This is a genomic window from Faecousia intestinalis (assembly GCF_040096185.1).
Taxonomy (GTDB): domain Bacteria; phylum Bacillota; class Clostridia; order Oscillospirales; family Oscillospiraceae; genus JAZOXB01.
The window spans coordinates 33291-53277 of record NZ_JBBMFF010000260.1 but is presented as its reverse complement, the minus strand read 5'-3'; the positions used below and the strand labels follow the sequence as shown (position 1 = coordinate 53277).

The following is a 19987-nucleotide window of genomic DNA, read 5'->3' as shown; positions in this document are numbered from 1 at the left end:
GGTACAAAGCGGAACTGTTTTTCAAAAAAATCAAAAAAATTTTTGAAGTTCTGAAACCGACTTTGATAACCTATTTTCAATTTAGGAACGCATTATTTATCGTCCTACTAAATTATAGCCCTCCGGGGTAAGCTCTACGGCTGTTACAGTCTCTCCAAAGGTACTTGCCCACGAGTCGAAGTGCTGTAAATTGTTTTTCACAAGCGTGTTGTACTGCAAGTATCGCTGAATGGTATAGAGTTCCACCATACTGTTTGAGATAGGAGTACCGGTTGCAAATACCGTTCCTCGACCGCCTGTAAGCTCGTCAAGGTATCGGCACTTCATAAACAGGTCGGAGGATTTCTGTGCTTCCGTCTGAGCGATACCGCCCACATTACGCATTTTGGTGTAAAGGTAGAGGTTCTTGTAATAATGACTCTCGTCAATAAAAAGCCTGTCCACACCGAGTTCTTCAAAGGTAACAACATCGTCCTTTCGGCTTTGGTCGTTGAGCTTTTCCAGCTTTTGTTTCACGGACTTTTTAGACTTTTCAAGCTGTTTAATGGAGAAGTTTTCTCCACGGTTTCGCTTCAAATCCATAATACCGTCTGTCAGTTCTTCAAGCTGCTGCTCAAGAATTGCCCTCTGTCTTTCAATGGACATCGGGATTTTCTCAAACTGAGAATGACCGATGATTACGGCGTCATAATCTCCCGTGGCAATTCGACCGCAGAACTTTTTTCGGTTCTTTGTCTCAAAATCTCGCTTTGTCGCTACGAGAATATTCGCCGCCGGATAGAGTTGTAAGAACTCCGCCGCCCATTGCTCGGTTAAGTGATTTGGCACTACGAACAGCGACTTATTGCAAAGTCCCAGTCGTTTGGACTCCATAGCGGCGGCTACCATTTCAAAGGTCTTGCCCGCACCGACTGCGTGTGCTAACAGCGTATTACCGCCGTACAAAATGTGTGCAACCGCATTTTTCTGATGTTCACGGAGTTCGATTTCCGGGTTCATACCGTTGAAAACAATGTGGCTTCCGTCGTACTCACGGGGTCTTATACTGTTGAACTTTTCGTTATACATCTTCGTGAGTTTTTCTCGGCGGGCAGGGTCAGCCCATATCCAGTCCTGAAAGCCCTGCTTTATGAGTTCCTGCTTTGCCTGTGCGATTGCCGTCTCTTTTTTATTGAGAACGGCTTTCTTTCTGCCTTCCTCATCTTCGATATAGTCAAAGATTCGGACATCTTTCAGGTTCAGTGTTTCCTCAATTATCTTATATGCGTTGATGCGGGAAGTACCGTATGTGCTGTACGCTTTTACATTGGAACGGTCGTAGCTCTTTCCCTCAATGTTCCATTCGCCGGTAAACTGAGAGTAGTGAACCTTGATATTCCATTGTGCATAGCGTGGGGTGTCGAGAAACTCAAACATAAACTGTTGGAATATTTCGGGCGGTATCCAAGTCGCACCGAGCCTTACGGAAATCTCGCTTGCCGTCAAATCCTTTGGCTGCACCTTTTCAAGTGCCTGCACATTGACGGTGTAATCTTCGGGATACAGTGCCGCAGACCTTTTGGCTGTCGCCAGCTTCTCACGAACATTGCCCGACAGATATTCGTCTGCCATCAGATACTTCGGCTCATAGGAATTACCGTACTCATAAAGGGGATTTAAGAAGATTACACCCTTTAAGTCAGCGAATAATTCCTCCTCACTTTTGCCGGACAACTCCATCATATATTCCATATCAATGGCTGCTTTTTCGCCCATAGAGACAGCGAGAGCCTCGTCTGCGGTGTCAACCTCCGTTACCGGCTTGTGCGGTTTAATCGTCCTTTTGAAGAACATATCCGCCTTGCGTTCCAGTTCGCCATCTTCATTGATAACCTCAAGAGCGGAGAGCAGAGCATAGGAGCTGTCGTCGGAAAAGGCAGAAGTATTGGCACGGCTGTTAATCAGTCCGTACTTCTTTGTAAAGCTGTCATACAGTGTGTTCAGCTTATCCTGTGCCTGTTTGATTTCGCTGTCCGGGTAATCCTCGGTTTGCAGTTCAATCAAGTTACGGACGCAATCTCTTATCCCAATCATACCCTTAATGCGGTTCTCAGCGGTTGCAGATACCTCCACCGGGGACATACGGGAGTTCTCACGGAAATAGATTTTATCGTCCAAAACCGTGTAAGAGAAGTTTCTTACCATAGGGTCTGCCGGGATGGTATTATCTTCTTCCTCCAGCTCGTCCGCAACCTCGTATTCAGAGATTTCTCCGTGAATGTTTGAGACTGCTTCGTTCAAAAGCTCCGAAAGGTCGGCATTATCAAACGGCTCACAGGTTGCTTCCGGTCCGAAGCGACCGCTTACCATTTTCATTTCGCCGAGTATCATTTCCGGGTGCTGAACAAAATATGAGTTCATCCTTATACCGTTTTCGTCGGTGTCAAGATGAACCCAATCCGGCTCAATATCTATGAGTCTGTCTCGCTTTTGCAGAAACAGAATATCGGATACGACCTCTGTCCCGGCATTACCTTTGAAGGTGTCGTTCGGAAGTCTGATTGCTCCGAGAAGCTCCGCCCTCTGTGCGATATATTTACGCACATTGGAGTTTTCCTTGTCCATAGTTCCTTTGCTTGTCACAAGAGCCATCACACCGCCAGGGCGTAACTTATCAAGCGATTTCGCAAAGAAATAATCGTGAATGAGAAAGTTGTACTTGTCATATCGTTTATCGGAGACTTTGAAATCTCCGAAAGGCACATTGCCGATAACTCCGTCAAAGAAGCTGTCGGGAACATTTACTTCCTCGAAGCCCTGTGCCGCAATGGAAGACTTCTGATAAAGCTGCTGAGCGATACCGGCTGAAACGGTATCAAGCTCCACGCCGTAAACCTTTGCGTTTTCCATTGACTTAGGCAGCATACCGATGAAGTTACCGATACCGCAGGACGGCTCAAGCAGGTTGCCCTCCTGAAATCCCATCTGTTCCAACACCTTATAAATGGCGGTAGATACTTCGGGCGGAGTGTAAAAGGCAGTCAGTGTGCTTTCTCTTGCCGACACATATTCCTCCGGTGTCAGGGTATTTTTCAGCATTGCATACTCTGTATGCCAAGCTCCGGCTCGTTCGTCAAAGGCTTCGGGAATACCGCCCCAACCGACATATCTCGACAAGATTTTCTGCTCATCGGGTGTTGCAAAACGGTTTTCGTTTTGACAATCCTTCAAGACCTTAATCGCTGCATAGTTTCTGTGAAAACGCTCTTTTTTATTGACTTCTTCAACCTGATTATTGGCAAGGTCAAAATTGTGTCGTTCGGACATTGGAATATCCGGGTGGAGGTCAAAGCTCTTAACCTTTGACTTTTTCTTTTGCTCCCAAGCGGGAACAATCGCTTCAGGCTTTTTGTCGTAACCGTTGCCGATACGAACACCCTCGTTATACATTTCCTCATAACTGTCAAAACCGTTTTGAGTAGCAACGATTTCTCTGTAATCCTCAATCGGTACATTTCCGATGTTCGTTGCCACCATATCAGTTCTTTCAGCGTTTTCAATGAGTGCTTCCATTGTGGCGGTGGTACAGTCGGTCAAATCCGGTGTCCTGTGAAATTCTCGGTCTGCATCCACAAACCATTCCGTACCTACATCGGCAAGCTCCTGATTTGCAATGCTGCCGAGGTAATCAAAGAAATCCTCAGCCGAGTCATACTCCAGTGCAGCTTGCTGTATCTCGTCAAAAGAAAGCGTATTTGTAACATACTGACCTCCGGCATTGCTGTCGGGATTATAGTACATCCAAGTAACGCTTTCATTGTCCCGGTCGATAAAGAAGGCGTCGTCATAACCGGTTTTCGGACTGAAATCCTGTACGGTTTCGGTATCGTTTTGAGCTTTATTTTCGCCTGTAACGGTTTTTTCTTCCGCCGGTAATACACTGACCTTCAAGTGGTCGTTCATCGGATTTTCACGCACTTTGCGGTCAAATTCTTCCCTTGAAATCTCCTTGTTGAATAGGGGCATATCGAAGTCATAGAGCATTACACGGTTTTCATCAAAGGACAAAATCTCATACTGCGAAGCTCCGATATATACGCTGTCGCCGAGATGATATTCATACTGTGCTTCCGGTTCGTCCTCTTTGTTTTCAGGCTCAGGCGGTGCGGTAGAGAGTATCTCACGGTTTTTTCTCTGCTCTGCAAGCTCGGCTCGCCTTTCTTCCTGCTTTTCAAGCCATTCCGGGTACTTTTCTTTTTCCTTTCGGTTTAGGTATCTGTCCATACGGATAAGGTCTCCGATACGCTTTTCAACCTGAGACCAAGAAAGCGTAATGTGTGGCTTGTCGCTTCCGATACCTTTTGAAATTGTGATGCCTTTTCCGTCGTGCTGTTCGTCAATGCCTGCACCGATAATGACAGGGTAAGAGCCGCCCCAACCGTATTCGTTTTTCAAGAAGTCGGCGTTTTCCTTTGCGGAAAGGCTCTTTTCAAACTGCTCATAGATACGCATTTTACCCTCGGAAACTCCGCTTCCACGGGTGAGAACTGCGTCTATGATTTCCTGAGAAAAAGTAAAGGCAGAGGTTTTTTGTTCCTCTGCCTGATTTCCCATTATGAGAGTCAACTGACCGTCCATAGACGGAAGCGGTTTCATTGTATCGGTCAATTCTCCCAAAAGTCTCATTGCTTCAAAATGCTGTGCGATAACGCCCCAGTCATAGAAGCTCTGAGCGGTTCTGTTTTCGTATTCGCCCTCCCACAAGTGGAGGACATTCTGAAATGTTTTGTATCCAACAAGCCTGCCGTCGTTTAAGGTAAGCCGGGTGTAATCGTTGTTGAAAATACCCTTGATATATTCGGTACGGGTCGCATTGTCCGTATTTCTCTCATAGAAGTCTTTGATTTCTTCCTTTGAAGCGGACAAATGCGGGGTGGTACCGAGTATCTCTCGGATAGTATCATCGCCACCGAAAAACGGCAGGCTCTTGTCCTCGTGGTTTCTGTCGTAATACTCTAAGCGAATATTACCTGATTCTTCACGATTTCCTGTGCCGAGTTCCTGATGTTGTTCATCAGGCGAACCCACTTCATCATATCTTCCGCTTTCATCTGCTCCGTCAGCCCGGCTTTCTGTGCCATCTGCTTCACGAGAGTTTCCTCCAGTTCGCTGGCTCTCTGCTGAACCTCCGCCAAGTGACTGTTCAGAATCCCTTTCGTCAGAAGATTGTAGTACAGGATTTTGTGATGTTCCTTCAGATAAGTTCTCCTCATCTGCGACCATCTGCCGAGAGTCACTTCCGTCTGCTCCGGCAGTTTCAGGTTCGGAAGATTGTAATCTCCCACCATCGTGTATGTGATTTCGCTCATCGCTTTGACTCCTTTCGTCTTTGATGTCTTTATTGTATTCGGATTGCTCCTGTTCATCAATTATGCGATTTTCCTTGCTGAGCGTGCTGATTGTTCTGCTGACAGGGAGCAACGCCATTTCTGCAATGTCGCTTGTAGCAATACCCACCGCATTGAGAACTTCCTGTGAATTGAAGCTTGAAATACCGGCAAAGTCATCGGGAGAATAGACCTTGTCTGCGTTCAGTCCCAATCGTGCCATAACCATATATGACACGCTGTTTCTGACAAGCTCCAAATACAAGGCATTTGCTTCGTCGGCAGACAAATACTCAATATCGCTTCCTGCACCCAAACTCATAAAGTCGGAGATATAGTCTGCGATGTTGTCCTCGACGGCATTGGCAATGCTCTCTTTGACGACATTTTCAATACTCGTTGTATCGTTTACCGCCCCGAAAGTGTTTTCAAGCGTTTCGATAACCTCTGCTTCATAATCGGGTCTCATCTCCCAAATAGGAACAGGGCGGGAATGTCGGCTTTCGTGGGTGTCTGATATATCAAAGTAATGAATCAGCCTTTGACGGCTTCTGTCTGCGTCCTCAAATACGGCAATACCTTTTGCTCCTCGATTTACCCAGCGACCGAAAGTGCCGTTCCATCGTTCGATTTCAAGCACGGCTGTTACATCGGGTCTTTGGGCATAAATGAGAAGCTGTTCATCAAATCGGAGCCTGAAATTTCTGCCTGCTGTTTTCAGAAACGATTGCCAGTTTACCGGATTGTCTGTAACTGCAAAGCAGGTTCTTTCATACAGCTCCGAAATCAGGTCAAATTTCCTTGCCACCTCGTCTGCACCTCCTTATCGTGTTTTTTCTTTGTCCTTTGCAGGCTTCGTGTTTTCTTTTGCGGCTGGTTCTACGGTATGACCGTTTCTCTCGCAAAGCTCGGCAAATTCGCAGATATGGTAGAGATTTGTGCCGACCTCCAAATGGTAGTCGTCGATATATCTGCAAGTTCTCTCCATTGTTTTGCCGTCGCCGAGCTTGATTGAGATTTTTTCTCCGTCCGCAATGCGAAACTGCTCCTGATAGTGCGGGTCGATAAATCGGATACCACGCTCGGCATTTTTCAAGTGGCTGTTCAGCCACTCTTTCTGATAGCAATAGCAGTACAGATTGTACTCGCCCCTATTGGGGTTAAACCTCATAAGATAGCTGTACTTTTCCGTATCAAGACGAATGCCGTAGTGGTTGCGGTCATCATTAAAGGAACTGTCGGGAGTGGAATAACAGTAAGAGGACATAGCCTTTCTGCCGGACAAAACATCGCCGTCACGCAATCCGTTTATCACATCGTCAAATTCAGCCTTAAATTCATCGGTTTTCAGGTCTTTTCTGAAATCGTTCCAAGTCGTCCAAAACTCGTTCCCGGTAGAACCGAAGTCGGCACGCAAATATCCGATAAGACCGGTCTGCATAGAGAGCTGCTGACTTTGGCTGAAGGTGTATTTACGCTCTGCTTCGGTCAATACTCTGTAATCCATTTTCATCACCTCGCTTGTTCGTTTGGTTGTCTTTGCTTTGGAATAGAAAAACCATATACGCCGGCAATATCATCGCCGAGTCTTTTGGTAACTCGTGTGATGTCGGCTCTTGTGGCTTTTCCGTTGTAGATTTTAACTTGCAGATTTTCAATCTGCGTATCGGTAACACCGTCTTTGAATACACGGTAAAGATAATGGTTTGTACCGTCGTGATGAACAGCGTCGGCTCGAAGGTCTCCGTATTTGTCAACATACCATTCTGTGTAGTCGGTGTCAGAATAAAGGCAGTCCTTAATGTTGCCTGAATCAATCATCTTGTATCCCGACACTCTGCCGTTCCATCGGCCGAGGTCGCCGATTACGATAATCGGCTGTGAAAGCTGAATGTTGAGATTTGCTCGTTCATCATAAAGATTTTCGGCATTGGATTTTACCATAATGTCGTAAAGCTCATCATCGGAATATCCGGGATACAGTTCCTCCAAAGACTCTCGCCAATCATCAAGGTCAAGGCTAATATCGCTCCAAATGATATGGCGGTCATTCTGTTCCTGCCTGCTCATCAGTGCCACCTCCCAAATAAGAGAACAGCTTATTGGCTTTGGTCTGCTTCTGAAACTCGATAATCAGGCTCATATCCGGAATAGTGATACCGGGAATTTTCAAAATGCTCTCCATATCAAGCTGCTGCAATTTCTTTTCGGTATTGCAGCCTGCGTCAAACAGTTTCGTCAGAAGCTTTGTCTTTTGCTGAAAAGTGAAATTTTCCTTCATTGCTTTGTCCTCCTTATCGTTCTTTGTCTTTGTTTCGCTTCTTGTTTGAAAGCTCCTGTGCCTTTTCCTTTGCCCATTCAGGCAGACGCTCAGGCTTTACCTCGCCCATAACATCCATTCTTTCATATCGGGTTGATTTGCCGGTGTGAAGATTGGTACAAAACACGGCGCTTCCACGGCTGTTTGCCGACGCACCGAAACCACCTGTAACATAGTAGAGCTGTCTGTCGGCTCTCTGAAATTCAGGCTTTAATACCTTGGGGTCAATGGCTATGATTTTGCCGTTGATGTCTTTGGAATAGTGGTCGGGGATACAGTCGGCTTCTGTTATGAGTGTGATTGGAATATCCAGTTTTTCGACCTGTTCCTTGAAAAGCTCCGCTTCATTTGCCACACGGCTTCCGAAAAGGTGTACGATTTCGATATAGTCATCGCTTACCATACATTCCGAACACAGTTCAAACAGGTCGTTTCGCTCTGCAAAGCCGCACATAAATTTATCGCCGTTTGTGCTTTGCTCATTGGAAGCCAAGATAACTTCCTTTTCGCCCACATTGACCGAGCAAAGAACAGTGTATTCACCGATTTTTCTTTTTCCCTCGTTCATATCCACACCTCAGCTTACTTCAATCACAATTCTGATGTTTCCGCAGTCGCAGCCACTGCACTGCCTTGACAGTTCGGGAAATAGGGATTGCACTCTCTGTCTTGCTCTGCGGATAGTCTCAAAGCACGGCAAGCCGTAGCCTTTATAGTTGTTGACTATATCCTCAAGCGGTAAATCTCCGACTCTCATATAGCTGTATCGGTTGTAATAGCAAAGGATAAGCTGCATATCATCATACCTCGTTTCGGGGCATTCTCTGAGTATTGCAAGCACCTTGCTGTCAACCGTCTTTTGCTTATTCATAATGCACCTCCGTAAAAGAACGGTGGGCGAAGTTTTCACTCCGCCCACATAAGCGTTCCTTATTTCTTTCTGTTCTTAATCTGCAAGAAGATAAAGCCGCCGATAATAAAGGCGACTAATACAACTGCTACGATTGTTTTAGCGTCCATTACTCATTGTCCTCCTTCTTCTTTTTTCTGTACGCAACAACGGCTGTGCCTACAATACCGAGGGCAGAAAGTCCCGCAAGTGCAGTCCACAAGCCGACATTGCTGTTATCTCCGGTCTTTGGTGTGTCTCTCAGCTCATTGTGCATTTCCACAACGGTAGTAGAGCCGACCTTTACGGTTGCAATCTTATCCGCAGGAAGCACATAGGAAGCAGAAACAGTATCCTGAACCTCGGAAACGGTGTAATCGCCGATACGAAGTCCCTCGATAATGATTTCGCCGTTCTTATCGGTCGTGAAGCTTCGGTCGTAACCGTTTACTCCTGTTACTCTGAAAGTGAAACCTTCGACCTTACCGTCAGAGGAAGTTTTTACGATTTTCAGGCTTCCTTTCATTGCCGTGTTAATAAAACCGACGCCCGCTTTGTTTTCAACCTCATAGGTCATTTCATCTTCCTCAATGAATACGGAGTACACACCCTTATCAAGTTCAAAGCCTTCCGGTGCTTTGGTTTCTCTTACAAGGTATTTTCCGTAAAGAAGCTCCTTCATCTCGTAAATACCCGTAGAAGTTTCGTTGAGTGTACCGATAAGCTCGTCGCCGTCGTCCAGTTTGCCATCGCCGTTTACATCTTTGTAAACCTCAAAGGTCGCTCCTGTCAGCTTGTTGTCCGGGTAATCTTCATCGACCTTAGTCAACTTGATATTGCCGTGAACATACTCATTGACGATTTCGACCTCAATGACCTGAGCGACCTCGGAGATTTTAACTTCATAAGAAGTTTCATCAAGCACGAAGCCCTCCGGCTGCTCGATTTCTCTTACAAGCCAGTTGCCATACGGTACTTTCTCAAAAGAAAAGCTACCGTCTTTTTGGGAGGTAGCAGTCATCAAAGCATTTTCTTTTGTAAATTCGGTTTCATCAGCCTTAAACAGACCGATTACAGCACCTCCCAGTGCTTCGCCGTTTTCGGTAATCTTCTTACCGGAAACAGAACCGTAAATGAGCTTGTTTTCAATCGGCTTGCCGTCATTGACCGCAATCTCAACATTTGCGGTATCCTGACCGGCATAGCTGAAAGTGAACGGATACTTGGCGTCGGTAAGGATATAATGCTCATCAGTTGCAAGCTCTTTTACATAGTAGCTTCCGAAAGGAAGGTCGGTTTTCAGCGTTGCCTTGCCGTTTTCGGAAAGTGAGATAATCTCAATCAGACCGTCTGCCGGGATAGAAGTACCGCTTGCAGAAACAAGTTCCTCTGCGGCGAAAAGTCCGAAGCTGATATTCTTCATTTCATCGCCGTTACCGATGTTGAAGATGTCGTTCTTTTCAATAGTCTTTTCAAGACTTACCGTTACTTTTTGCCTGTCGTTTACAAAGCTTGTGGCGGTTTCGGTTACAGACACTTCCTGACCGGCATAAGTCAGCTCAACATCGTGAGCTTCTTTGTTGATGACCATACCCTCCGGTGCAGTAATTTCAACCACCGTATATTTTCCGAGATAAAGCTCCTTGCTCTTGGCAAGACCGCTTTCATCTGTCGTTACGGTATCTACAACCTCACCCTTTGCATAACGGAGTGTGCCGTCGGGAGTGATAATATCTTCTGCTGCGGTAATTTCATATACCGCACCTGCAAGACCTTTCACTTCATACACAGGCTGATAGATAACATCGGTATTTTCCTCGCCGGAGACATTCACCCCGGAGAATACCTCGCCGGTCTTTTCAATGTTGACTGTGCCTTTCTGTGCCATATTAGGCTTATCGACCTTAATCACGGTAATACCACCCTCATCGGAAGAATGTTCCTCTGCCACATCAAAGCACACCGGTGTGCTGTCAAGCACATATCCGTAAGGAGCCTGAACCTCAACAAGAGAATATCCCTTGCCGTATTCCAGTTTCTCCGGTGTAACAAGCTGTCCGTTTGCGTCGGTGTAGAAAGTATCAATCGTTGTCGGAGTAGGATAAGTAAAGGTCATTGTTACCTGATTGCCGTCCGGGTCAAAGATTTTGAACCCAGCACCGGCATAAGGAATGTTTTTACCGCTTTCTGCGTCCACCTTAACCACCTTGATATAGCTTTCAAAGTTTGCATTGTTGATAAGATAGCGGTAGGTCTGTCCGTTTTGAGCAATGAACACATCGAAGTCGTCCATTAACTCACGCCCCTCCCAACCGGAGGTCTGATGAACGGTATATACGCCGTAAGGCATATCCTTTGTCTGACCGAAGCCGTTTTCATCACAAACAATCACATCTCTTTCATCTTCTTCTGCTGCGTCAAAACTGCCGGAAGATTTGAGATAGATTTCAAAGGTTGCACCGTTTTCGGGTGTTTCAATCTGAGTTTCGCCATTATCGGTATGCTTGATGATAGCGATATTGCCTTTCATAACCTGTTCGGTAACATCATTTGCTGTCTGATTGTGTTCCACCGTATAAAGCTGCGGTTCTGCACCGACCTTATGGATTGTGGTATCAAGCAGATAGCCCTCGGACGGAGTGATTTCACGGATTGTCCAGTCATTATCGCAGACATATTCCTTTGTGGTAAACTGACCGTTCTTATCCGTTACATACTTGTCAACAAGGGTTTCACCCTTATAGATACCGTAAACTGCTCCGGCAAGGGTAGCGTCGCCCTGCGGTGTGCCTTCCTCTCGGTCGCTCTTTGTTACGGTTACGCTGAACTTTTTGAGAATGTTCGTGAAATTGCGGGTAGTAACCTCTTTCCAGTTAATCGGTGCGGTCTGATTTGCAGGCACAACATAACGGATTGCGGTATCCACTTCCTCAATGGTGTATGGGGTAGTGCCGCTGATAAGCACATCATCAAAAGAAGCAACACCGTTTTTGTCTGTTACGGCATACTCATCGACCTCAATACCGGCAAGCGAAGTTCCGTAAAGGTGGAAAGTTACACCCTCGACCAGATTATCCTCCGAAGATTTGATAACCTGAAGATTACCTCTTTTTAGAACATTATTGAAGTTTACCTTTGATACCTGACCGGCAACAACAGTTACTCTGTGAACCTCCTGCGGTACATATTTGTCGATAGACTGCTCTGTGACCGTATAAACACCGGGCATAAGGTTATCAAGCTGGAACTTACCGCCGTTTGCAGTCGTAACAGTCTGATTGACACCGTTACCGCTGATGGTAAACTGAATGCCGTCAACCTTTCCGTCCTCACTTGTCTTTACAATCTGACAAGAGCCGTAGCTTACCTTCATTTTGACAAAGCCGCTGACAGGGTCGCTGACCTCCTGAGCATAAGTAACCACGTCCTGAATACCGTTGCCGTTCTGATGGATACCATCAGTCCATACAACTACACCTCTGCGGACGCCGTTTTTCTTTGTGGCTGTGATGGTAAATTCCTTGCTCGGAGCGGTGTCCATTGATACAGTCAATTTGTTTCCGCTGACAGAGAACGAAACGCCGTCAATGTTTGCCGAGAAGTTGTAATTGCCAAGCACACCGTTTGTATCGGTGAGAGTTGCAACATACTTGCTTCCGTTCCATTCAAGCTCGTTTACCTTTGCAGAACCGCTTGACCTTGTGCAGAAGCTCGGCACTTTGGTGTGATTCTGAACGCTTGTTACCATACTGTTGTAGTACGACAAGATTTTACTGCGGAGTGGGTGTGCGGAGCTTACACATTCAAGCACGGCATTGTACCCGCCGGTAGAAACGTGATTAAAGCCTGCGTCTCTTTCGCCGACAATCGTTTCCCAAATCAAAATCTGAGTGGCATAAGCGTGGGCGATACAGTTTGCGTCGCTTTCATTCTGCGACTTCCAGCTTGTCGAAATTCCTCCACGGTAGCCGTACTGCAAGATACGACCGATAAGCAGGCGAATATCATCGCCGGAAATCGTACCGTTCGGACTGATGTTGTTGAAGAAGTTCTCGTCCTTTTCGGTGAGAGTATCTCCAGTCCGCTGACCTGTACCCGGCTCGATACAGTAGGCGATATTGCCCGAATACGAACCCATTGCACGAAGTCCCGTATATTTCGTGGACAAGCCTTTCCAACCGTTCATATAGTTGAGATTGCCGTGTCCCCATTCGCCGTTGTTATTGGTATCTCCGCTTCGGGGATAATCGACGAGGTACACATCGGCTTTTTCGCCTACGGCTGCAAAGGCTGTCGTTGCCCCAATGCCCATAAAAGCAGTAAGGCTCATAACCGCCGCCAACATAAGCGAAACGGCTTTCTTGAATTTTGTTTTAACCATTGCGTTTTCCTCCTTGAAATGCAAAAACGCACCGATTTTACTCAGTGCGTCCGCTTAAAATTTATTTTGTTTTAGCAGTAGCCGATATAGATGTTGTACTCCGTATCGGATAGCTTTTCTGCCCATATCCACACAGCGGTAAAACCCTCGCTGTTCTTGTATCGGTTCAGTCTGCTTTCAATATCAGACTTGATACCGCTTCGGTTAGGATTTGCGGATATGGGGTTGTCCCAACATTCTGTCGCCGTGCTGTCAAGAGAAAGCCCTATGCTTACCGCATACTCTTTTGCGTAACTAACATAAGAGCTGACATCGAATGTCTGCTTGGGCGGCTCTGTCGGTTTCGGTTCTGCCGGCTTTTCAGTCGGCTTTTCAACCGGCTTTTGTTCGGCAGTTGTCTGTTCTTTCGGCTGTTCCGGTTGATTTTCGGGTTCAGCCTGCGTGGTTGTCTGCTTCGGTGGCTCTGCCTTTGTCTTTTCAGTTACAGGAGTTTCAGCCGTTTTATCTTCCGCCGGTTTTGTCTGAACAGTCGCAACCGTCTGCCTTTCAGCGGTTGATTGGCTTTCTTCTGCCGTAATCGGTGTTTCTTCCTGAACTGTCGTGCTTTCCGGTTCTTCTGCCGTTTCTTCCTGAGAATCTGTTTCGGTATTACCAGCCGGAAAAGAAGTCTCTGTTTTCGTAATCTCCTGTGCAGCTTCTTTGACTGTGTTACCGTTACAACCTACGAGGAAAATCATCAGGCAGGCAAGAACACAAGGTATCAGCCTGTTTTTCATATCCATCGCTCCTTTCTGCCTTAATCGTAATCAAAACCGGTCAAAACATCAAAGGTGCGATTGGCTGAACTTTTTATCGTAGCAGACATTTTGCTTTTGCTCCAAATGTGCGAACCCTTTAATAGACAGCTATATGTTATTGAGATAGATATACTCAAGGGAGATAGAGTATATTTTTCAGCAGGTTAATAGCTGGTATATATAGGGGTTAGAGTGTGAGAAAGGGGGAAGGCTATCGGCTGTCACGGTCGGCTCTGCTTCGCAGAAACTTGTTGTAATGCTCCAATGCCTTGCACACAAAATCCTCCGTTTGGCTTATGGGAATGTTCTTCGGGATAAGCTGTCGAACCCTGTCGCCCCTTAAAACAATTTTCTCCCTTTGGTTTGGTTTTTCCTCCGACATAATCGCTTGGATTGCTTCGGTTGTGAGCTTGCCCTCCTCAAAGAACTTTCGCATACGGATTGTTTGGTCGTGGGACGGGGTTGCGTCGTTCAGGTCGATTTCATCAACCACATCACGCTGACTGTCCTCATCGAGAAAGGACAATTCAACCGCCGGTCGCATTTTAATTCGCCCCTCATCAACGTATTCCAAAAGTTCGGGAACAAGGTTTGTAAGGCGAATATATCTTTGAATTTGAGTGTTACTGTCTCCGGATTCACTTGCAATAATTTCTCTTGTAGTTTTTCCGTTCAACCTCTGTCCCAGTGGGACAGAAGTTAAATCTGTACGCTCACCCTGCTGCCTTTTCATTGCTTCCAAACGCATTTTGTAGGCAAAGGCTTTTTCAGAGGGAAGTATCTGCGACCTTTGATAGTTGCTCTCAACCATTAAAATCGTGGCTTCGTCTCGGTTCAGGTCAACGACTTCACAGCGGAGCGTATCAAACCCGGCAAGCTCACAAGCTCGCTTTCGTCTGTGTCCTGAAATGAGTTCGTATCTGCCGTCCTCCTTCTGCCTTACCGTTGCCGGAGTGATTACCCCTCGTTCATTGATACTCTCTATGAGCTGTGCCATATCCTCGTCATCACGCACCTTAAAAGGGTGGTCGGGGAAATCGTCAATCTCAGTCAAGGGAATATCTCGGATTTTTGAAAGTTTTTCTTCATCTCTCTGTTCCTGCGTCGAGAATAAGTCATCGAGCTTCGTGAGAGTGAAGTCGCTCTTTCTTCCTGCCATCGGCTAACACCTCCTTTGTAAATTCGGTGTACGCCTTTGACACCGTACTGTTGGGTTCATAGGCAAAAATGCTCTTGCCTTTGGAAGAAGTCTCTGCGGCTTTTACGGCAATCGGGATATATGTTCTATACATCTTGATTTGATTACCAAAGTTCTCTCTCAGAGCTTCTACCGTGCTTTTGGCGAGGTTGGTACGGCTATCCACCAAAGTGAGAAGCATACCGTCAATCTTTAAGCCCGGATTGATACGCTTCTTTACTCGTGAAATGGTCTGAACAAGCTGCGTCATTCCTTTTGCAGGTAAATATTGAGCCTGAACAGGAATAATAACACTGTCTGCCGCAGATAGCGCATTGATTGTTACCATTCCGAGGGAAGGCATACAATCTATTAAGATATAGTCGTATTTGTCCTTCACTTCGCTTAGATAATTTCTCAATGCCGTCTCTCTGCTCATTGCGTTGACAAGGTTAAATTCCATTGCTGAAAGCTCAAGGTTTGCCGGAATAAGGTCAACACCTTCGTCGTGGTGCAGAATACCGACCGTAGGGTCATTCATCGTTTCGTTTATGACATCTGTGAGTTTCGTTGCAAGCGTGATACCCAAGTTGTCTGTATCCTGCCAGCCGAGACAGGTGGTTAAGTCGCCCTGTGGGTCTGCGTCTATGAGCAACACTTTCTTTCCTTGCATTGCAAGACCGACGCCGAGGTTTACCGTAGTGGTTGTCTTTCCAACTCCGCCTTTTTGATTGCATATGGCAATCGTTTTGCAGTTCGACACTTTGTGCGTCCTCCTTTCGTAAAATTCATAGCCATCGCAGTATGGCTATGTACTTGACCGGCTCATTTCCTAACCGGTCGGGCAATATTTGTTCTCAACACCCCTTGCCGAGCAAAAGCTCACGGGAAGTCACTAAGGAACAGACTGCTAATCTGTATCATAGGAATTTCACCTCTGCCGGGTACTCCGCCAGCTCCGTAGAGAAGTATCATTATCCTTCTGACTGTCATCGCCGTAACAGGGGCAACCTATTACTTATACCGGGAGTTCTCGCTGTTCTGCAATGCAGAAGTCACGGCGTACCCGATAAGGTGGCTAAAATCATCAGAATTAAAGTCTTAGTGAATGATTTATTCAGTTGTCAAAATACAAGTGAAAGAGCTGACCTTTTCGTGGTTCGGAATTAACCCCTTCACTCATTTGGACAAAGGGGGTCAAAATGCACACCCTAAATCACCCCTTTTTCAAAAATTTTTTGAAAAATTTTTTTCTGAACGAAAAAAGCCGCCTATTTTCCTCGTAACTGAGGTCAATAGACGGCGGGTAGAATTATTCATATTTTTGGTGTATAATGGGGAATCAAGAGAAAGACAAAACAGGAATTTATAAAGGTGATGAATATGGCAAAACATGAATTTGGAATTATGGATATAGCGCCAACACTAAAACAGGAATACAATAAGTATGAACCTGAAAAGTACCATTGTATTTCTGTTGAGGATGAATATATCGAGTCGCTTTTAAAAGAGTTATCGGTAATCCCGTGTTATTGGCATTCGCTACAACAAGAAGAGCGAGGGTTAGCGTATTATGGAATTACAATTATTCCGCCACGTTCTTTGAAAGATTTTATTTCTGTCATTGATAGTAAAACTCAATTCAATGAATTAAAGGATTTATTAAGAAAAGCGGACAATGAAAATAAATTTGTAATTCATTTTGGAATCTGACAAATTCCAGTTTTCCGAACTAAGTCTTAATAATCAAAGACCGCTTACATCGTGTAGGCGGTCTCTTTTTGTTCAAATATATTTGATTTTGAGCTTTCTTTTCTTGGCTGAAAGCACCTTGCAGAGAACATCGTCAACGCCGTCGGTGTATCTTCCTTGTGCTATCAGGTTGTTCTTCAAACGCATTAGTGATTGTATTACTCTGCTATATTCGTCATCATTAAGATAGATATGGAACTTTTCTTCTCTCATAATCTTTTCCTCCATTCATTGTATTTTGCTCTGATTACCGAAACATCTGCTTCGACATCAGAATAAATAAAGATATGTACGCTTTTGAAAACTGCTTTTACTCTGTCGGCATACTCCGCTTCCGTTTCGGTTGTCTTAAAAGGGAGCTTTACAAGTTTTATATTTCGCTGCTTGCATAGATGGCTTTTGAGAACCTCCATATGTTCTGAGCCGTTCGTAAATTCTATCGCCAGCTTTTCTGACGGAATGTAGGTTTCAAGTGGTATTCCTAATAGTTTATCCGAACCGAGCTGCACCTTTAATCCTTTTTGATTGGCGTAATAGGCGACAGCCAAGCCGGGGAACACGGAGCGATATTCGTTTTCGCACACAGTGCATTTTTCTCCGATAATTGTTCTATCGCTGATTTTTGCTTTCCAAGAGTGTCCCAGTGAACATTTCCACCACACACTTTTCATCGACCTTCTTGACACTTGTGCCGGTAGCAGAGAGTTTTTTTCGTAATCCCATTCAGCAAGCAGTTTCCTGTCCGTTGTGGCTAAATCATTGTATCCTGCAAGAACCGCCCTGTCCGCACAAACCGGGCATACAGTTCCTTTTACACGAGCATTGATAACGGACTTCCACTCATTGCCACAGGTCTTACACTTCCACCAAACATTGTGTCTTGATTTTGCGTTTACCTCATCAGGCATTAGGGGATAATTTCTTTCTGCCCACTCGGCGGCAAGGTCAGGGTGCGTAGTCGCCAAGTCATTAAATCCTTTGAGCAATGTATATCCGCTGCAATACGGACATCTGCTCCCACCAGAACGGGTTGAAATAAGAGTGTACCACTCGTTTCCGCAATCTTTGCATTTCCACCAAGCCTTGCTGTTTGCAAAGGCTGTTACCATTGTAGGCTGCAACGGAAGATTTCTGTCAGACCATTCAGCAGCAATATCAGGATACTGTGAAGCAAGGTCATTGAATCCTGCAAGGACTTTATTATGTGAGCAGTATGGACAGCCTGTGCCGTTTACCGTTCTGCTTTTAACGCTTGCTTCCCATTCGTGTCCGTGTTTGCATTTCCAAATAATCTTCTTATGAGAAGCGACAGAAACCTCAGTAGGCTTTAATTCGTTCTTTTCAGACCACTCCTGAGCCAGCAGGGGCTTCAATGTGGCTAAATCATTGATACCCTCTATTACTCTCGCTCCTGAGCATATCGGGCATTTCTCGCCCTTTGAGCGAGCTTTGACGCTCGTTTCCCACTCGTGTCCGCAAGCACCTTTCCACCACACTCTTTTATTTGAACCGAAGGTTATCTTATCCGGCGTCAGCGGTAAATTCTTCTCTGACCATTCAGGAATAAGCTCCGGATGAACGCTTGCTAAACTGCCCGTCATAGTACAACCACCCCTTCCTTTGTGATTATCCCAATTATATTGAGAAAATCGGGATTGGTGTAGTTTGCGAATAATAAGAAAGACCTTGGGAGAAAATATCTCTCAAGGTCAATAAGTGATTCCTCAGTTAGAATTTTATCTTTCCTGTCGGGCAATAAGAGTGGTTACACTATAATAAATCATCACTAAACCCGCACTTAAAATTGCCCCGCCAATAATATCAGTAATCCAATGAACACCGGATATCAACCTGCCAATTACCATAAAAGCAGTAAATGCAATTAAAGCAAAGGCAAATGCTCTTTTCATTTTTGTATTTCTAATTCTACTGTTTAGCTGCATAACAGCTGTCGGCATAACACACATAACAAGCAAGGTTGTCGATGATGGATACGAAGCTTCAAGAAAACCGTTAATCAATACCGGGCGGTAATTGACAACATAAAATTCAAAAAACAAATATGCCGCCATTACAACAATATAGAATGCTCCCAACACCAAAATACTGGAATCGACCTTGAATAAGCTTTTTCTTTTAATAAGCTGTATAAGTCCAAGCAACGCAAATCCCAAAATAAAGCAAAGCGGTATCAGTCCTAACCAGTCCGTAACGGTATATATTGCCATATGCACACCTGTCAGGCTGTGGATAAAGCCGTTCAAGGTTGCAAATCCAACAGAAGAGTTTTGTGGCCCGATGGGCTGAACATCAATAAGGCTTATTGCCACTGTCCACAAAATAAATAACACTACCATTGCTATTCCTGAAAGCAATACTTTTTGACTTTTTTCTTTTTTCATTTTTATCAATCCTTTGCCATAATTATTTGGCTTTCGCCTGTTTACAATATAGGCGGAATGAATAAAAATGAAAAGAATTTCACCGTCACATTGGCGACACGCTTCGTATCATCGCCATTTTATCAGCATCAGAGACTTTATCGCCAAGGAAACAAAAGTGAAAAAGGCTGCATAAGGTTGAAGTGTTATCATAAATTCTATTGTAGCAACTGTGCTTAACACAATGGATATTTGATGTTTGTGTTTCAACCAAAACACTGCTTCATAATTTTGTAGAGCGAGAAGCAAAACACCTGTAAGTACAATTCCAAATACAATAATTAAATACGGTATTTTGATATACTGCGGGGTACCTGTCAGCGAAAGTAAAGATACCTCTTTTATAATCTCATCACCCTTTTGTCCAAAGAAAGGCAGAAACAGAAACATAATCAAACTGCAATCGAGTAAACCAAACACTAAGTCTCTTGTATGTTTTTCCTTTTGCTTATTATCCTCGTCAGCAATTTTAAGTATTTCTTCACCGGACAATAACTCATCTATTGACACTGAAAAAAACTTTGAAATTGCTTTTAATGACTCGATATTGGGAACTCCTCTGCCGGATTCCCACTTAGAAATTGCAGTGCGAGACACAAATAACGCTTCCGCAAGTTCTTCCTGCGTGAGTCCTTTTTCTTTCCTCAACTCTTGTAATTTTTCACTTAATTCCATAATAAACATTCCTTTTGCACTCAGATACGAATGTATCCTTTATTAGAAATGGGCAATCCCACTATGGGACTGCCCATTCATTCCGTAAATTATGCGATTTTTTAGTCTCTGCACCGTTTTTAGCACCGATTGGTGTAAATTTGGTGTAAAGAGGTAAATTTATTCGGTTTGGAAAGTCCCGAAACCCGC

At 44.9% G+C, this 19987-nt stretch carries 14 protein-coding genes and 1 pseudogene; 1 reads left to right on the top strand and 14 read right to left on the bottom strand.

The genetic code is table 11. The features are described from left to right. Window positions 1-117: 117 nt before the first annotated feature. The 10 genes and pseudogenes from WMO66_RS14545 to WMO66_RS12905 form a co-directional block, all read right to left on the bottom strand. Window positions 118-6174 (bottom strand): annotated as a pseudogene (locus tag WMO66_RS14545) (helicase-like domain-containing protein); the annotation flags it as partial. 15 nt (window positions 6175-6189) lie between these two features. Then, window positions 6190-6873, bottom strand: coding sequence for a hypothetical protein (locus tag WMO66_RS12945; protein ID WP_080908672.1), 684 nt, complete (start codon window positions 6871-6873; stop codon window positions 6190-6192). Between the two features lie 5 nt (window positions 6874-6878). Continuing rightward, window positions 6879-7436: a hypothetical protein gene (locus WMO66_RS12940; RefSeq protein ID WP_080908673.1), complete on the bottom strand. Its 558-nt coding sequence runs from the start codon at window positions 7434-7436 to the stop codon at window positions 6879-6881. Next, entirely contained in the window at window positions 7414-7647 is a 234-nt protein-coding gene (locus WMO66_RS12935) for a hypothetical protein (protein ID WP_015573071.1), read from the bottom strand. Before WMO66_RS12935 ends, WMO66_RS12940 begins: the two co-directional genes overlap by 23 nt. A 13-nt stretch (window positions 7648-7660) precedes the next feature. Beyond that, the gene (locus tag WMO66_RS12930) at window positions 7661-8254 is read right to left on the bottom strand and encodes a hypothetical protein (RefSeq protein WP_302190701.1); all 594 of its coding nucleotides are present in this window, start codon (window positions 8252-8254) and stop codon (window positions 7661-7663) included. Window positions 8255-8263: 9 nt separating this feature from the next. Beyond that, window positions 8264-8557, bottom strand: a complete 294-nt coding sequence (locus WMO66_RS12925) for an exodeoxyribonuclease VII small subunit (protein WP_003525240.1) — start codon at window positions 8555-8557, stop codon at window positions 8264-8266. 148 nt (window positions 8558-8705) lie between these two features. Then, window positions 8706-12956: a SpaA isopeptide-forming pilin-related protein gene (locus WMO66_RS12920; protein ID WP_349136833.1), complete on the bottom strand. Its 4251-nt coding sequence runs from the start codon at window positions 12954-12956 to the stop codon at window positions 8706-8708. Between the two features lie 71 nt (window positions 12957-13027). Beyond that, window positions 13028-13732 carry a hypothetical protein gene (locus tag WMO66_RS12915; protein WP_349136832.1) on the bottom strand — a complete coding sequence of 235 codons (705 nt, stop codon included), beginning with the start codon at window positions 13730-13732 and terminating at the stop codon, window positions 13028-13030. Window positions 13733-13964: 232 nt separating this feature from the next. After that, a complete protein-coding gene (locus WMO66_RS12910) occupies window positions 13965-14912 on the bottom strand; it encodes a ParB/RepB/Spo0J family partition protein (RefSeq protein ID WP_349136831.1) in 948 nt (315 codons plus the stop codon). Beyond that, on the bottom strand, window positions 14869-15693 hold the full coding sequence (locus tag WMO66_RS12905; RefSeq protein ID WP_349136830.1) for a ParA family protein: 825 nt from the start codon (window positions 15691-15693) through the stop codon (window positions 14869-14871). Before WMO66_RS12905 ends, WMO66_RS12910 begins: the two co-directional genes overlap by 44 nt. 620 nt (window positions 15694-16313) lie before the next feature. Between WMO66_RS12905 and WMO66_RS12900 the strand changes: the two genes are divergently transcribed. After that, entirely contained in the window at window positions 16314-16643 is a 330-nt protein-coding gene (locus WMO66_RS12900; protein ID WP_074392709.1) for a hypothetical protein, read from the top strand. Between the two features lie 72 nt (window positions 16644-16715). Here WMO66_RS12900 and WMO66_RS12895 read toward each other — a convergent pair whose 3' ends face one another. From WMO66_RS12895 to WMO66_RS12880, 4 genes are all read right to left on the bottom strand, one after another. Then, window positions 16716-16895 (bottom strand): hypothetical protein, encoded by a 180-nt coding sequence (locus WMO66_RS12895; protein WP_074392707.1) that lies wholly within the window; start codon window positions 16893-16895, stop codon window positions 16716-16718. Further along, complete coding sequence (locus WMO66_RS12890) at window positions 16892-18283, bottom strand: zinc-ribbon domain-containing protein (protein WP_349136829.1); 1392 nt, start codon at window positions 18281-18283, stop codon at window positions 16892-16894. Before WMO66_RS12890 ends, WMO66_RS12895 begins: the two co-directional genes overlap by 4 nt. Before the next feature lie 135 nt (window positions 18284-18418). Beyond that, on the bottom strand, window positions 18419-19084 hold the full coding sequence (locus tag WMO66_RS12885) for a phosphatase PAP2 family protein (RefSeq protein WP_022156502.1): 666 nt from the start codon (window positions 19082-19084) through the stop codon (window positions 18419-18421). Between the two features lie 108 nt (window positions 19085-19192). Beyond that, window positions 19193-19798 carry a helix-turn-helix domain-containing protein gene (locus tag WMO66_RS12880; protein ID WP_302190695.1) on the bottom strand — a complete coding sequence of 202 codons (606 nt, stop codon included), beginning with the start codon at window positions 19796-19798 and terminating at the stop codon, window positions 19193-19195. Between the last annotated feature and the right edge of the window lie 189 nt (window positions 19799-19987).

What these genes read in the sequence shown, in the direction of transcription:
- WMO66_RS12945 (WP_080908672.1), bottom strand. Translation starts at nt 6,873, where the DNA reads ATGGATTACAGAGTATTGACCGAAGCAGAGCGTAAATACACCTTCAGC.
- WMO66_RS12940 (WP_080908673.1), bottom strand. Translation starts at nt 7,436, where the DNA reads ATGAGCAGGCAGGAACAGAATGACCGCCATATCATTTGGAGCGATATT.
- WMO66_RS12935 (WP_015573071.1), bottom strand. Translation starts at nt 7,647, where the DNA reads ATGAAGGAAAATTTCACTTTTCAGCAAAAGACAAAGCTTCTGACGAAA.
- WMO66_RS12930 (WP_302190701.1), bottom strand. Translation starts at nt 8,254, where the DNA reads ATGAACGAGGGAAAAAGAAAAATCGGTGAATACACTGTTCTTTGCTCG.
- WMO66_RS12925 (WP_003525240.1), bottom strand. Translation starts at nt 8,557, where the DNA reads ATGAATAAGCAAAAGACGGTTGACAGCAAGGTGCTTGCAATACTCAGA.
- WMO66_RS12920 (WP_349136833.1), bottom strand. Translation starts at nt 12,956, where the DNA reads ATGGTTAAAACAAAATTCAAGAAAGCCGTTTCGCTTATGTTGGCGGCG.
- WMO66_RS12915 (WP_349136832.1), bottom strand. Translation starts at nt 13,732, where the DNA reads ATGAAAAACAGGCTGATACCTTGTGTTCTTGCCTGCCTGATGATTTTC.
- WMO66_RS12910 (WP_349136831.1), bottom strand. Translation starts at nt 14,912, where the DNA reads ATGGCAGGAAGAAAGAGCGACTTCACTCTCACGAAGCTCGATGACTTA.
- WMO66_RS12900 (WP_074392709.1), top strand. Translation starts at nt 16,314, where the DNA reads ATGGCAAAACATGAATTTGGAATTATGGATATAGCGCCAACACTAAAA.
- WMO66_RS12895 (WP_074392707.1), bottom strand. Translation starts at nt 16,895, where the DNA reads ATGAGAGAAGAAAAGTTCCATATCTATCTTAATGATGACGAATATAGC.
- WMO66_RS12890 (WP_349136829.1), bottom strand. Translation starts at nt 18,283, where the DNA reads ATGACGGGCAGTTTAGCAAGCGTTCATCCGGAGCTTATTCCTGAATGG.
- WMO66_RS12885 (WP_022156502.1), bottom strand. Translation starts at nt 19,084, where the DNA reads ATGAAAAAAGAAAAAAGTCAAAAAGTATTGCTTTCAGGAATAGCAATG.
- WMO66_RS12880 (WP_302190695.1), bottom strand. Translation starts at nt 19,798, where the DNA reads ATGGAATTAAGTGAAAAATTACAAGAGTTGAGGAAAGAAAAAGGACTC.